Annotated in this window: 11 protein-coding genes; all 11 read left to right on the top strand. The window is 67.9% G+C overall.

Features of this window, described 5'->3' with window-relative positions:
- On the top strand, positions 1–1,201 hold a 1,201-nt coding region (locus tag JSV65_14775; protein UCH33812.1), incomplete at its 5' end, for an S-layer homology domain-containing protein.
- 305 nt (positions 1,202–1,506) lie between these two features.
- The gene (locus JSV65_14770; protein ID UCH36794.1) at positions 1,507–2,676 is read left to right on the top strand and encodes a DegT/DnrJ/EryC1/StrS family aminotransferase; all 1,170 of its coding nucleotides are present in this window, start codon (positions 1,507–1,509) and stop codon (positions 2,674–2,676) included.
- A gap of 231 nt (positions 2,677–2,907) precedes the next feature.
- On the top strand, positions 2,908–4,146 hold the full coding sequence (locus JSV65_14765) for a DegT/DnrJ/EryC1/StrS family aminotransferase (protein ID UCH33811.1): 1,239 nt from the start codon (positions 2,908–2,910) through the stop codon (positions 4,144–4,146).
- Between the two features lie 56 nt (positions 4,147–4,202).
- Complete coding sequence (locus tag JSV65_14760) at positions 4,203–5,456, top strand: GNAT family N-acetyltransferase (GenBank protein ID UCH33810.1); 1,254 nt, start codon at positions 4,203–4,205, stop codon at positions 5,454–5,456.
- A gap of 13 nt (positions 5,457–5,469) precedes the next feature.
- Positions 5,470–6,591: an aminopeptidase P family protein gene (locus JSV65_14755; protein UCH33809.1), complete on the top strand. Its 1,122-nt coding sequence runs from the start codon at positions 5,470–5,472 to the stop codon at positions 6,589–6,591.
- A gap of 55 nt (positions 6,592–6,646) precedes the next feature.
- Positions 6,647–7,348, top strand: a complete 702-nt coding sequence (locus tag JSV65_14750; protein ID UCH33808.1) for a PIG-L family deacetylase — start codon at positions 6,647–6,649, stop codon at positions 7,346–7,348.
- Between the two features lie 96 nt (positions 7,349–7,444).
- A complete protein-coding gene (locus JSV65_14745) occupies positions 7,445–7,861 on the top strand; it encodes a PaaI family thioesterase (GenBank protein UCH33807.1) in 417 nt (138 codons plus the stop codon).
- Between the two features lie 40 nt (positions 7,862–7,901).
- A complete protein-coding gene (locus JSV65_14740) occupies positions 7,902–8,291 on the top strand; it encodes a DUF2007 domain-containing protein (GenBank protein UCH33806.1) in 390 nt (129 codons plus the stop codon).
- On the top strand, positions 8,278–11,772 hold the full coding sequence (locus JSV65_14735) for a hypothetical protein (GenBank protein UCH33805.1): 3,495 nt from the start codon (positions 8,278–8,280) through the stop codon (positions 11,770–11,772). The genes JSV65_14740 and JSV65_14735 overlap by 14 nt, the downstream gene beginning before the upstream one ends.
- Positions 11,769–13,064, top strand: a complete 1,296-nt coding sequence (locus JSV65_14730; protein UCH33804.1) for an amidohydrolase — start codon at positions 11,769–11,771, stop codon at positions 13,062–13,064. Before JSV65_14735 ends, JSV65_14730 begins: the two co-directional genes overlap by 4 nt.
- Before the next feature lie 145 nt (positions 13,065–13,209).
- Positions 13,210–13,620: hypothetical protein (locus tag JSV65_14725; GenBank protein UCH33803.1), on the top strand; the 411-nt coding region annotated here is incomplete at its 3' end.

Genomic DNA, 13,620 nt, shown 5'->3' with positions numbered 1-13,620 from the left:
CACCGAGACGGCGATCTGCACCGATTCGGCGTGGCAGCAGTATCCCGCGATCTGGGGCGACCGCATCGTGTGGGAGGACAGCCGCAACGGCGACTCCGACATCTACATGTACGACCTGGCGACCGCCACCGAGACCGCGATCTCCACCGACCCAGCGAACCAGCGGCGACCCGACATCTTCTGCGACCGCATCGTCTGCCATGACTACCGCAACGGCAACTACGACATCTGGATGTACGACCTCGCGACCTCGACCGAGACCGCGATCTGCACCGATGCGGCGGATCAGTGGGATCCCGTGATCTGGGGCGACCGCATCGTGTGGGAGGACAGCCGCAACGCCAGCTGGGACATCTACATGTACGACCTGGCGACCGCGACCGAGACCGCCATCTGCACCGGCGCAGGGACGCAGGGCGTTCCGGCGACCTGGGGCGACCGCATCGTGTGGCATGACGACCGCACCGGCGATGCCGAGATCTACATGTACAAGCTGGCGATGTGCTCGTTCGACGACGTGCCGCGGAGCCACGCGATGTGGCAGGGGGTCGAGGCGATCTACGCCCAGGGCGTGACCAGCGGCACTTCCGCGGCCCCGCCGCTGTACTCGCCGGCCAACAACACCACGCGCGGGCAGATGGCGGTGTTCCTGTGCAACGCGTTCGGCAAGTGGTGGTATGACCCCGGGTCGGCCAGCTTCACCGATGTCCCGCGCGGCACGAACGGGGTATGGGACGGCGGCGGAGGGGGCGGCCTGGATGTGGATGGCACCCACATCTTCTACGGTTACATCGAGCGACTGGCCGACCCGGCGTCCTGGGGCGGCACCGCGCCGGGCGGCGGATACGGCGACGGCACCTACCGCCCGGCCAACACCTGCACCCGCGGGCAGATGGCGACGTTCCTGTGCAAGGCGGCGGGGAAGGTGTGGTACGACCCCGGTTCTGCGAGCTTCACCGATGTCCCGCGCGGCACCAACGGGGTATGGGACGGCGGCGGCGGCGGCGGCCTGGACGTGGACGGCACGCACATCTTCTACGGGTGGATCGAGCGGCTGGCGGACGTGGCGTCCTGGGCGTCCGGCGAGGCGCCGACCGGCGGGTATGGCGACGGCACCTTCCGGCCGACGGTGATCTGCACCCGCGGGCAGATGGCGACGTTCATCCAGCGCGGCTGCAATTTCGCGAAACCGATCAAGTAGGCGCCGCGGGCGGGCAAGCTGACCGCTTGCCCCGATAGCCCGGTGTGCGACGGCGTTGATCGCACGCCGCGACTGCGGTGTTGTTGCGAGACGCAACCTGACGAGGGAGGGCCCGAGCGCCCTCCCTCTGGCTTTCGTCCGGCGGCGCGGAAGGACCCGCGTCGCCGCGATGGAATAATGTGGCTCCGAGGATACCGACAACGCCCGGGAGGCCCATCTTGAGTCCGAGCAAGCTCGCCATCGAAGGCGGCGCGCCGGTGCGCACCGACCCGTTCCCGACCGTCGGCGATATCTCCGGCCGCCTCATGGGGGACGAGGAGATCAGCAACCTCACCGAGGTCATCCGCTCAGGCAAGCTGTTTCGCTACGGCGGCCAGTTCGTCGTCCGCTTCGAGGAGGAGTTCGCCGGGCGCTACGGAGCCAAACACGCGGTTGCTGCGACTTCCGGCACCGCTGCCCTGCACGTCGCGGTTGGCGCGCTCCAGCCCAATCCCGGCGACGAAATCATCACGTCGCCCATCACCGACATGGGCACCATCATCCCCATCCTGTTCCAGAACGCCATCCCCGTGTTCGCGGATCTCGAGCCGGATATGTACTGCATGCAGCCCCAGAGCATCGCCGGCCGCATCACCGACCGCACCGCGGCGATCATCGTCGTGCACCTCTTCGGCCAACCCGCTGATATGGACTCGATCCTCGCGCTCGCCCGCGACCGCGGCATCCCCGTCATCGAGGACTGCGCCCAGGCCTATCTCACGGAGTATCACGGCACGCTCGCCGGCACCATGGGCGACATCGGGTGCTTCAGCCTCCAGCAGTCCAAGCACATGACCGCCGGCGACGGCGGCATCATCATCACCGATGACGACGACATCGCCATGCGCGCGCGCCTGTTCGCCGACAAGGGCTGGCCCCGCCAGGGCGAGGCGCGCGACTATATGTTCCTCGGCGCCAACTATCGCATGAACGAACTCACCGGCGCCGTCGCCTGCGCGCAACTAGGCAAGGTCGAGTCCGTCGTCGCCAACCGGCGGGCTGCTGCGGAGAAGCTCACTGCGCGTATCAACGAGATCGAAGGCGTCAACCCGCCGGCCGTGCGCGACAACTGCAAGCACTCCTACTGGCAGTATCCGATCACGGTTGATGAGGACGTGCTCGGCACGTCGCCCCGGGACTTTGTCCAGGCGCTCAGCGCCGAGGGCATCCCCGCCGGGGTCGGCTACATCGGACGCCCGATCTACATGACGCAGATGCTCCACGACAAGAAGGCCTACGGCTCCTCTCACTGCCCGTGGGAGTGCAAGTTCGCGGGCCGCAGCATCGAGTACCGCAAAGATGACTGCCCCGACACGCTGGAGATACTGCGTCGCATCATCATCATCCCCTGGAACGAGAACTACGGCGATCGTGAAGTCAACGACATCGCGGACGGGCTGGACAAAGTCGCCGCCCACTTCCGCGGCAAGCAGTGAGCCTGCTCCGGCGCGCTGGCGGCGGGGTCTCGCTCAGGGGCTCACACTCCGCCTTGGCATATGCCGCGGGAGGTAATCCGTGCGGCCGCGCCGAATCCCCAGGATTGACCGGATAGATCGAGAGCCCGGAGCACGGGCAGGCGACATGCCTGCCCACGAGCTAGGCCCGCTTCCATGCCCGAACCCCGGAAGCGTCCTACTTGAGTCACGGCTGAGAACGGAGAGAGCAGCATGACCACCCTCAAGAGTCCCGAACTGGCAATCAACGGCGGCACGCCCGTCCGCACCAAGCCCTTCCCCACCTGGCCGGTGTGGGATGACGGTGACGCCCAGGCCGTTGCAGACGCCCTGCGCAGCGGCAAGTGGGGCATCGGCGGCGGCGCCGTCGAGGAGTTCGAGAAGGAGTTCGCCGAGTTCCAGCAGGCCAAGTACTGCTCGTGCCTCGTCAACGGCACCGCGGCGATTGAAGTCGCGCTGCGCGCCGTCGGCGTCGAGGCCGGGGATGAAATCATCGTCCCTCCGTACACCTTCATCGCCACCGCCAGCGCCTGCCTCATGGTCAACACCGTCCCCGTGTTCGTTGATATCGAGCCGGACACGTACAACCTCGACCCGACCAAGATCGAGGCGGCGATCACCGATCGCACCCGCGCCGTCATCGCCGTCCACATCGCTGGCTGCCCCGCCGACATGGACGGCATCATGGCCATCGCCAAGAAGCACAACCTCAAGGTCATCGAGGACTGCGCCCAGGCTCACGCCGCGGAATGGCGCGGGCGGCGCGTCGGCGCCATCGGCGATCTCGGCACCTTCAGCTTCCAGTCCTCGAAGAACCTCAACTCCGGCGAGGGCGGCGCCTGTGTCACGGACAACGAGGAGATCTTCCACCGCTGCTGGTCGCTGCAAAACGTCGGCCGCGCCCGCTCCGGCCAGTGGTACGAGCATCCGGTGCTGGGGTGGAACTACCGGATGACCCAATTCCAGGGCGCGCTGCTGCGCAGCCAGTTGCAGCGCGTCCCGGCGCAGACGGAACGGCGCACAGCGAACGCGGCGCACCTCACCGAGCGCCTCAACCAGATCGACGGCATCAGCCCCATGCGCGTTGACGAGCGCGTGACGCGGCATGCATACCACCTCTACATGTTCCGCTACGATGCGTCCGCGTTCAACGGCCTGCCGCGCGAGGATTTCATCAAGGCGTTGAACGCCGAGGGCATCACCTGCTCCTCAGGCTATGTGCCGCTCTACAAGGAACTCGCCTTCCGCAACTGTGACGTCTACAGCGCCGCCTTCAAGCTCGCCAGCCGCGAGGTGGACTACGACAAGGTGAGCTGCCCGGTGTGCGAGAAGGCCTGCGCCGATGAGGCGGTGTGGCTCTACCAGGCCTGGCTCATCGGCGAAGACCACGGCGACGTGGACGACATCGCAAACGCGATCGAGAAGATTCACGCGGCCGCCGCAGCGAAGTAGCAATTCACGGCGGGGCGCGCGCCACGCGCGCCCTCGCGCTAGAACAAGCGAAGGCTATGGCAGTCAAAGCGAAGCGCGTCAAGAGCAAGCAGGACCTGGCGCGCGCGGTGGACCTCGCCGCGCGCGTCTTCTCCAATTACTTCGTCGGCGTCCAGCAGTGGACCGACGTACTGCGCATTGACCCCGGCTATGCGCCGGGGCAGACCTTCGTCGTCGAGCGCGACGGGCAATTCGTGAGCCACTGTCGGGTCACGATGCGCCACATCCGCCTCGGCAGTCAGGTCGGCCTGCTCGGCGGCATCGGTGATGTTGCCACCCATGCCGGCTATCAGAACCGCGGCTACGGCAGCGCCTGCCTCGAGGAAGCAATCCGCTTCATGGAGGAGGCCGGCTGCTGCCTGTCGTCCCTCGGCACCGGGCGCTTCTCGTTCTACGGGCGGCTCGGATGGGAGGTCGCGGTCCCGGGCTATCGCGTGCAGCTCAGGACCGACCGCCCGCCGCCGGAGGCGCTCGACGGCTACGCGAGGCGCCGCTTTGAGCCGGACCGAGACTTGCCCGCTGTGATGGGTCTGTTCGAAGCGTACACTGCCGGGCGCCTGTTCAGCGCCGTCCGCAGCGAGGACTACTGGCGCCGCCAGATGGAGTTCACCGCGAAGCCGCCGTTCGACGGCCCATGGGGATTCGGCAAGGAGGATGTTGAGCGGTTCACCGTCATCACCGATTCCAGCCGCGCCGTCGCCGCCTATGCACGCAGTCGCCGCGGCGACGAACGCCTCGAATTGGTTGAGGCCGTGGCTCGCGACCGCGCCGCCGCGCGGGCACTGCTGGCGCACCTCGCCGAGCAGTACCGCCATCGCCGCGAGATCGTCCTCGATGAGCCGCCGGACAGCCTGATCGCCGTCGTCGCCCTCACCGACTGCGGCGGGCAGTGCACCGTCGCCCACAGCGGCACCATGGTCAGAATCATTGACCTGCGCCGCCTGTTCGATCTTCTGGCGCCGGAGTTCGGCGTGCGCATCCGCGCGTCGGAACTGGCGGAGACCGCCGGCGCTCTGCGACTGGAGACCGAGATCGGCTCGGTGACGCTCGAGTGGAACCGCGGCGAGGTAGCGGTGTCCAAAGCGCGCAAGGGGTGGCGCCTGGAGATACCGCATCGCCGGTTGACGCAGATCGTCACCGGCTACCGCTCGCCGGCGTCGGTGCTCGAGGAGTCAGGCCGGCTGGGCGCGCTGGAACCCGACCAGGCGCGCGCGCTCGACGTGCTCTTCCCAAGGCGCTACTCCCACATGCACGCACTCGATCGCTTCTAAGGGGACTGCCGGCATGACAAGAACTGATTCCCCATCCGGCCCGGCCGCCCGCCTGGCCCGATTTCGCGCCGCGGTAAACGAACTGGGTGCCGCGGCCGCCGTCGTATCGGCGCCGCACCACATCGCGTATCTCACGGGTTATCTTCCCGGCAGATCTCCGGCGTTTCTCCTGGTGCGCGGCGCTGACGCGCCCCTGCTCGTCGCCGGGGCAAGCGGTGCGGGCGCCGTGCGCGACATCGAGACCGCCCTCTACGAGGACTATTCGATACACCGCGTGATTGACCGCCGCCGCGATGCCGCGCAAGCTCTCACCGAGGCGGCCGCGCGCTGCGGCCTTGCCGCGCAGGGGCTGATCGCGGTCGAAGTGCATGATCTGCCGGCGTTCGCCGAGACTGCGCTCGGCGGCCGGGAATGTGTTGACCTCACCTCGGTCTTGCGCGCGATGCGCGCGCGCAAGGACGCCGACGAGCAGGAGCGCATTCGCCGCAGCGTCGCCGTGACGAAGGCCGGCCACGCGGCGGCAAGGGCGGCGGCCGTCGCCGGTGCCAAAGAGATAGAGGTCTACGCCGCGATTCAGCGCGCGTGCGTTCTCCAGGCCGGCGAGCCGATTGCGTTTGACGGCGATTTCGTTTCCGGGGAAAGGGCCGTCGGCATCGGTGGACCCCCGACGGATCGCGCCATGCGCGACGGTGACCTGTTCATCTGTGACCTGTTCCCGACGGTGGCGGGCTACTGGGCCGACACGACGCGGACGTTCGCAGTCGGCGCCCCGAGCCCGGCCCAGCGCGAGCTGTACGACATCGTCCGCGGCGCCCTGGAGCGCGGCCGCGCGGCCATTCGTCCAGGCCTCCGCGCCTGCGACCTGTACCAGGAAGTGCGCGCCGCAATTGCCGAAGCCGGCCACGCCGAGCGGTTCCCTCACCACGCCGGCCACGGCATCGGCCTCGAACCCCACGAGTCGCCGTGGATCATCCCCGGCGATGACACCGAGCTGCGCGCCGGGATGGCGATCACCCTCGAGCCGGGCGTTTACCTGGAAGGCGTTGGCGGTGTGCGCTTGGAAGATAACTATATCATCACCGAGGACGGCGCGGAGATCATCGAGCCCTACCCGTTTGGCCTTGAGCGCGCCTGAGCTGCCGCGTCCAGCGCCGCCCACGCCGAAGCTTCATCGTCGCTGAGAGGCTGTCATGAACGTGCTCGCGGTCGGGGCACACCCCGACGACATCGAAATCCTGTGCGGCGGCACGCTCGCCAAGTGCGTTGCGCGCGGCGACTCCGTCACCATGGTCTGCGCCGCCAATGGCGACTGCGGGTCCGCGGTTCACGGCCGCGACGAGATCGCCGCGATTCGGCGCACCGAAGCGGAGAACGCGGCAGCGGTCATCGGCGCGGATTATTACTGCCTCGACTATCCCGACCTGGAGATACCCCTCGACATGGAGGCGCGCACCAAGCTCGTCGAGATCGTCCGCTGCTCCCGCCCCGATTTCATCCTGACCCACGCGCCGAATGACTACATGCTCGACCACCGCAACGCCGGCCAGCTCGCCGAGGTCGCCAGCTTCGACGCCACCATCCCCAACCTCGAAACGGAATCGCCGGTGTACGATCGGATCGTACCGGTTTACTACATGGACACCGTCGCGGGCATCGGCTTCATCCCCACGGAGTACGTTGACATCTCGGATCACTTCGAGACCAAGGCGCGCATGCTCGCGTGCCACGAGAGCCAGGTCGCGTGGCTCAAGCATCACGACGGCGTGCATGTGGACGACATGATGGAGATCACCGCGCGCTTCCGCGGCGTGCAGGCGGGGGTGCAGTTCGCGGAAGGTTTTCGCCCGGTGCAGATGTGGGGCCGCCTCGTCGCACAGCGGCTCTTGCCATAACGTGGCCGCATATCTGGCGCGCAGCGTTGCCGTGCGCGCTCTTTAAGCGTGGTATGGATAGTCCAGGTTAGCAAGGGAACCATTCGGACGCGCAAGATGTCTGATGTACGATTGCAGATCAACAACCGCTGCTTCGGCTGCGGCAGCGACAACCCGATCGGCCTCAAGATGCGCATCGAGCGCGAGGGCGATGAATGGGTGTCCCGGATGACGGTGCCGGAGAACTTCGAGGGCTGGTCCAACATGGCCCACGGCGGGTTCCTGTGCACGGTGATGGATGAAGTCATGGCCTGGGCCATGCGCGGTGCCGACTATCGCAGCGTCACCGCGCGGTTGAACGCGCGCTTCAATAAGCCGGTGCCCGTCGGCAGCCGGATCACCGCGCGCGGCAGGCTCGTGACGCGCCGCGGCAAGCTGGTTAAGACGCGTGCGCAGGTCGAGCTCGCGGACGGCACGATCGCCGCCGAGGCCGAGGGTTCGTTCATCATCATCGCTGAGGGCGCCGCCGCCTGAAAGCGACGGTTGGACCGAGCCCCTGTGGGGAGCGTCCGTCATGCCCTACTGTCCCAAGTGCAGATATGAGTATCAGCCCTCGGTGAGCGTGTGCCCGGAGTGCAATGAGCCACTCGTGCCGGCGCTCCCGCCCGAACGAGAACCGATCAACGAGCCGCTCGTCGTCGTGTACGAGGCACCGGAGGAGATCATCGGCGTCATGGCGCGCACCGTGCTCGAGGAAGCCGGCATATCGGTTGTTGTCCAGTCCGGGCTCGTGCCGTGGTACGACGGCGTCCGCTTCACCGCGCGCGGCTATCACAGCCGGCTGCTCGTGTTCGAGTCGCGCGCCGACGAGGCGCGCAGACTGATTGCGCAATACCTTGCCGAAATGAAGTCAGGCGCCGCCGAAAAGGCAGTGGAGGAAGAAGCCGACCGTGAGACGGATTGACCGACCGGGTCTGATCGCCGCACTTTCAGTCGTGCTCGGCGCGGCCGTGCTGGTGGCGCTGCCGCCTCGGGCGCGCGCCGACGAACCGCCCGCCCGCGCCCAGCGCGCCATCGGCTATACGGTGTGGAACGACGAGTACCTCTTCTTCGCCGCCCGGGTGGACGATGTGTCGCTGATCGGCATCAACGAAACCGCCATGTCCGAGGCGTGGCGCGACGACTCCGTGGACCTCTACCTCAACCTGACCGGTGAGCCCAGCGACAATATCCATCCGCAGTGCGCCCGTGTCGCGGTCAGCGTCGCATCGGGCTTCACCTGCCTCGTCGGCACCCCCGCGGGAACCTGGCGCGCCGCCCGCGACTGGCTCATGGGGCTCAAGCTGTCGGTCGAGCGCGAAGGCACGCTCAACCGCTCCGTTGATACGGATACGGGCTACACGATCGAGATCGGCATCCCGTGGAAATTCCTCGGCGGGCCGCCGCAGCCGGGCCGGCGGATCGGCTTCAACTTCGTCGTCCACGTGCGAGGCGAGAACGAGACCTCGGTGAGCTGGGCATCGCGCGCCCAATCCCCGGATGACTTTGATCGCCCCCGCCTGTGGGGCACGCTGGTTATCAACCCGAGCCCCAAGCCGGCCGTCGCCGAGAACGATATCCTCGTCTGCCCGCGCACCTACAATCCTCCCCTGGTCGACGGCACACTCAGAGCCGACGAGTGGCTCGCCGCGAGCGTGGTGCAGCTCGAGAAGCCGGCGCCCGAGCTGGTGCTCCAGCCTGCGGCCGGCAAGCCGGGCGGCCGCCTGCTTGCCACCTATCGCTATGACTACCAACCGCAGTCCTCGCGCGGCGGCGAGGCCGCGCCCGCGCTCGCGGATCAACCCCCCGACGGTATCGGGCCGGGGTTCAGCACCGACCGCGTCGCGTGGCACAAGGCCATGCTGCGCCAGGCGCGCCAGGCCGCGGTGGATACGATTCTCCCGGTGTACCGCGGCGATCCGACCGCGCGCCGCCACTGGTCGCGCCTCGGCCTGCTGCGCCTCGTGCAAGCCCTGAAGGAAACGAAAGACGGGCGCATGAGCTACCCGCTCGTCGCCATGTATCTCGACGCGGGCTGCCTGTCCCAGGCCGGCGCCGCCGACCTGACCACTGCCGCCGGCAGACAAGCCGCGTGGGGCATGATCGCCGAGTTCTTCGGCATCGTCCCCGAGGAGTTCCGCGCCCAGTTCGACATCGGCTCGGGCGACCGCTCCAACCTCCTCGTGCTCGGCCCGCCGACGAAGGTCGAGAACTGGGACCCCGCCGTGGTTGACTTCTGCCGCTCGATGTATCTGCGCACCTTCGGTGCGCGTCTGATCGTGCTCGGCGATGAGGCCTGGCGCGCCAAAGCGCCCAACCTCGACGGCTACTGCTCACTGGAGCCGGGCGTCGCGCTGAGCTACGGCAAGGAAGGGCCGCGCCCGATCATGAGGCTCACCCCCGGCTGCCTTGGGCCGGGTCCCATGCTCCCGCGCCAGGGCGGCCAGATGTACGAGCAGAACTGGATGAGGGCCCTCGCAGTCCTGCCCGAATTCGTCGTCGTTGATTCGCTCAACGACTTCGCTGGGGGCAGCGAGATCGCCGCCAGCCGCCAGTGGGGCGTGCGCTTCCTCGACATCACCCGCCAGTCCGCGCAGGTGCTCGCGGGCCGGCGCGAATACCAGGTCGCGGTCCGCCGCGAGACGCTCCCCCCGGTGCTCGAGCCGGGCGCCACGTACCAGATCGAACTGCTCGTCGAGAATCAGGGCTTCCAGGATCTCGTCGAGGGACAGCGCGTCGAGATCAGCTACACCCTCCAGAACCGGAAACGCCCCGACCTGCGGCGCACGGGCGTCGCCACCTCCAAGCTGTTCGTTCTGGCAGGGCAGCGCGCGCCCATCGTGGTCGAGGTCTCCACTCGTCAGCTCGAGGGGCCGCTTCCCCCCGGCGACTACGACCTGACCTTCGAGGTCACCAAGAGCAGCATCCCGATCCTGCGCAGCAAATGGTTCGCCAAGCAGTTGTTCGAGATCTCAGTGCCGGTGCGCGTCGGACGCGCGCTTGCCAATCGCGCGACGGTACTCAGCACCGACCTGCCGTCGGCGCTCGGCGCGGGGGGTCGCAAACGTGTCCGCGTCCGCCTGCGCAACGACGGCTCCCGCACGTGGCATACCAAGGACACAGCGCTCTCCTACCACTGGATTCGCGTGCCGGGTTTCGGCGCATCCGCGCCGGCCGCGACGCAGATCGTCGAATGGGAGGGCGTGCGCGCCCCCGTGCCGAAGGACGTCAGGCCCGGCGAGATGATCACCATGTATGCCTGGGTTGAGGCGCGAAAGGCCGACGGCACGCCGCTGCCCGCATGGACGCCGGAAGACGACTGGCTCTACCAGCTCCAGTGGGACGTCGTTGAGGGCGAAGACCGCTGGTTCTCGCGCCTCGGCGCCGAGGCATATCCCGAGATGGTCGCCGTCGCGTCGTCAGACCTCGGCGCGACTGTAGTGGATGCCGACCTGCCCGCGTCGCTCACCGCGGGCGAGGCGTATCCGGTGAAGGTGCTCGTGCGCAATGACGGATCGTCCGCATGGGATCCCGAGCACGTCCGCCTGTCCTACCACTGGTACTACTGGGACGGCGCCGAGGCCGCATGGCAAGGACCGGTAACTCAGCTCCCCGCGCCCGTCGGCGCCGGGGAGTCCGCCATGCTGACCGCCCAGGTCACGGCGCCGGATTTCCCGGGTTCCTACCGGTTGGCGTGGGATCTAATGCTGGACGACCGTTTCGCCTCGGAGATCCTTGACGCCAGCGCGCGCGGCCTGTTCACTCAGTCCGTAAGCGTGTCGGGCGGGATGTACCAGCCGCTCGATCTCAGCGAGCAACTCAATGTGTTCGCCTCAACTCACGACGGGTATCGCAGCCGCGGCGCGTTTGACGCCGCCGGATTCAGCTTCCCCGCCGAGTTCATTCCCCCGGACAGCGCAGCCGCGACGGTCGAGACCTACCCGGGTGCGTATTTTGAGGATGCTCGCGGCTGGGGTTCGCTGGCTCGTGTGCCGCTGCGCTACCCGCCGATGGATCAGCGCGGCGGCGCCGCGATAGCCTGCACCGGCCAGCAGATACCGTTGCCCAAGCTGCCGTTGCGCGCGGTTTACATCGCGGCGGCGGCGACCACGGCGATTGATGCGCCGTTCGCGATCGCCTACCCCGACGGTACCAGCGAGACGGCGGTGCTGCGCGTGCCGTCCTGGACCGCGCCTTTGCCGGATGTGCCCGTCGCGGTGCGCGCCCCGTTCCGGCGCGGAACGCAGGAAGACGTGAGCAAGCCGGCTTGCATCTATCTGCTGCGCGTCGGCGATGTGGCGCGCCGCGAGGCGCCGACCGCCCTCGTTCTTCCCACCGCCCCCGACATCAAGGTGTTTGCGATCACCGTCGAGCGGTCATCCGCCGGCACAAGCGGAGGTTCATGATATTGCCCGGTACCCTCATCCGAGCGCGCTGCGCCATCACCATGAACGACCGGGCCGAGATCCTCGAGCCCGGTTTCATCGTCGTCGAGGGGCAGGACATCACCTCCGTGTCCGCGGAGGAGCCTCACGGCGAATGGGATCACGTCCTGGGTGACGCGGATGTCGCGGCTGTGCCGGGGTTGGTGAACGCGCACACCCACGTCGCGATGACCCTGATGCGCGGCTACGCCGACGACATGGAGCTGATGCCTTGGCTCGAGCAGAAGATCTGGCCGCGGGAGGTCAAGCTCAACCGCGACGATATCTACTGGGGATCGTTGCTCGGCATGGTCGAGATGCTCCGCGCGGGCGTCACGACCTTCAATGATATGTACGGGCACTTCGACGCCACCGCCCAGGCCGCACAGGAATCAGGGATCCGCGCCAGCCTCTCGGCGGTGCTCCTCGGCTTCATGGATCGCGCGGAGGGCGACCTCGCGGCCGCCGCCGAGTTCGCGCGGGAATGGAAGGACGCCGCCGAGGGGCGCATCACCGTCATGCTCGGTCCCCACGCTCCTTATACCTGCCCCGACAGCATCATGCGCTGCGCCATCGAGACCGCCCACGACCTCCGCCTCGGCGTCCACATCCACCTCTCCGAGACCGCCAAGGAGGTCGAGGACAGCGTCAACAACGTCGGCGCCACGCCCATCGCTCATATGGAGAGGATCGGCCTGTTCGAGATCCACCCCGTGCTCGCCGCCCACTGCGTCCATGTCAACGACGACGACATCGCCATCCTCGCGCGGCGCCGCGTCGGCGTCAGCCATAACCCGGGGAGCAATATGAAGCTCGCCTCCGGAATTGCGCCGCTGCCGAAGATGCTCGACGCCGGCGTCATCGTCGGCCTCGGCACCGACGGCGCCGCGAGCAACAATAACCTCGACATCCTCGAGGAGGCGCGGCTCACGGCCCTGCTGCACAAGCTGGCGTGCGAAGATCCCACGTGCATCCCCGCCTACCAGGCGCTCGAATTCGCCACGCGCGGCGGCGCCCGTGCGTTGGGCCTCGATGACCGCATCGGCGTCCTCGCGCCGGGCATGAAGGCGGACATCGTCCTCATCGGGTTGGACGCGCCGCATCTCACGCCGCTGCACAACGTCGTCTCGCACCTCGTGTACAGCGCGCGTGCGTGCGACGTGCAAGCCGTTCTCGTCAACGGCGAAGTGGTCGTCAACGACGGCAAGGTCACGACGGTGGATGAGTCCGAGGTCATGGCCCAAGCCGCCGACCGCGTCGGGGGATGGACCTAGGGCGTCCGCCTGCGCGCCGGCTGGAGCCCGTGAGAGAACTGCGTGCCTTCCGGCCGGTGCCGTGGTGTGGGCGTCAAGTATCAGCGGGACTCGTCGCCGTGGGGCGCGGATTCCGTTCGCCCTGGCATCCCGTGGGAACTCCGCTGTGATGCTCATCTTCGCCATCATTCGCGTGGCGGTTGACGCGCTCATCTGCCGGCTCGCGTTGGGTTGCTCCGGGCGCCGCTTGTGGCGGACGACCGCGGCGGTTGTGGTAGCGGACGCGGTCATCGCCGGTTTCGGCCTCCTCATCCTGCGGTGGGCGGGCACGGCGAAGCTCGGCTACGGCCTCGCGGGGCTCGCCACGACAGGCGTCGCGCTGGTCCTCGCACTGCTCGTGTGGGAATTCGCGATACGCCTGGCCGCGGGCCCGGAGAAACCGTCGCGCAGGCGAGTGGGCGCCGCCGCCGCAGCCCTGCTCCTGAGCGCCCTGTTCCTTGGCGTCGCCGCGATGTTCCCTGCCTTCACGTCAGCGAAGCCTGGTCTACGCGCGCCAGCGCAAGTCACCAGGCAGGAT

The organism is Armatimonadota bacterium (assembly GCA_020354555.1).
Taxonomy (GTDB): Bacteria; Armatimonadota; Hebobacteria.
This window is presented reverse-complemented; position numbering and strand designations above follow the sequence as displayed.